Origin of the sequence: Streptomyces botrytidirepellens (assembly GCF_003721215.1) — a bacterium.
In the GTDB taxonomy this organism is placed as follows: domain Bacteria; phylum Actinomycetota; class Actinomycetes; order Streptomycetales; family Streptomycetaceae; genus Streptomyces; species Streptomyces himastatinicus.
The window spans coordinates 1-1,068 of record NZ_RIBZ01000429.1 but is presented as its reverse complement, the minus strand read 5'-3'; the positions used below and the strand labels follow the sequence as shown (position 1 = coordinate 1,068).

2 protein-coding genes are annotated in these 1,068 nt (G+C 68.5%); both read right to left on the bottom strand.

Annotated elements, in window-relative coordinates:
- Positions 1-14: 14 nt before the first annotated feature.
- Positions 15-407: a hypothetical protein gene (locus tag EEJ42_RS31375; RefSeq protein WP_123105243.1), complete on the bottom strand. Its 393-nt coding sequence runs from the start codon at positions 405-407 to the stop codon at positions 15-17.
- A gap of 2 nt (positions 408-409) precedes the next feature.
- Positions 410-835 (bottom strand): hypothetical protein, encoded by a 426-nt coding sequence (locus EEJ42_RS51240; RefSeq protein WP_184503359.1) that lies wholly within the window; start codon positions 833-835, stop codon positions 410-412.
- Positions 836-1,068: the final 233 nt, after the last annotated feature.

The following is a 1,068-nucleotide window of genomic DNA, read 5'->3' as shown; positions in this document are numbered from 1 at the left end:
TGGGTGTCGTGTGCCTAGCGCTGGATGAACTCGCGGTCGGCCATCTGCACGTCGTGCGTGCGGTTGAGCTCCGCCATCCGGCCGTGCTCAGCTTCGGTCTCCTGCGCCAGGCCCTGGGCGTTGGTGGTCAGGGAGTCGGCGCCGGCGACGATGCCGTCAACGTTGGCCGCCATCGTTTCCGACAGCGTGAAGACCTCCATGTAGGCAGTCGTGGTCGGCTCGTCGACCCTCAGCTTGCCCATCGCCTCGGACAGGTACTTGGCCGAGGCGCCGCGGTCCTGGAAGCGGGCCTTGAGCCGCTCGACGGCCCGCTTGGTGGTGCCGGCGTGGATGCCGTAGGCCGCCGCCTTCGTAAGGAGGGCCACGTAGGAGACTGCGCCGCCGATGGCCTGAGTTGCTGCGCCCATGATCAGGCTCCCCTCGTCTCGTAGACCTCGTGCGCGGAGGCGTCCTCGGAGTCGACCGCGTCGGAGAGGTAGAAGTCGCGGTCCATGACGCGCTCCATGTCCTTGGCCTGGCGTGCGTAGACGCCCTGTCCGGCCTCCAGCAGAGCCTTGGCCTGGACGACCTTCTCGCCCTGCGCCTTGGTGTTTTGCTTCAGCTGGCCGAGCTCGCTGTAGATCGTGCCGTAGTTCTCCTTACAGCGCGTGATCCACGCGAGGAGGCCCGGCCCGGCTCCGCGGGCGGTGAGTTCCGCGATCAGCCAGTCGCCCTTGCCGATCTCCCGCTCGCAGCGCTTGCCGATCCGCTCGTAGGTCGCGAAGTCCTCCTCGCACATGAGGGTGAGTTCATCGCTCTCGTCCCTGACGGACTCGTACGTCACTTTTGCTGCCATACGCTCAACTCCTCCACCGGCGGCAGCCGGTTCACTGTCTCGCATCGGTCCCGGCGTGGTGCCCTCGGGCACTCCCGCCGGGCTTTCGGGTCCGGCCGCCGGGTTTTCAGGCCCGCCCGGGGTGGCTTCCGGCTCGGGCGGGGCCGGGGCGGGTTCCGTTTCGGCAGTGCCGGAGAGCTCCTCGGAGCTCGTCGGCTCCGCGGTGCCCTTGGTTTCGGCGGCGGACTCGGGTT

Excerpts from the sequence above, each read along its gene's own strand:
- EEJ42_RS31375 (WP_123105243.1), bottom strand. The coding sequence starts at position 407 with ATGGGCGCAGCAACTCAGGCCATCGGCGGCGCAGTCTCCTACGTGGCC.
- EEJ42_RS51240 (WP_184503359.1), bottom strand. The coding sequence starts at position 835 with ATGGCAGCAAAAGTGACGTACGAGTCCGTCAGGGACGAGAGCGATGAA.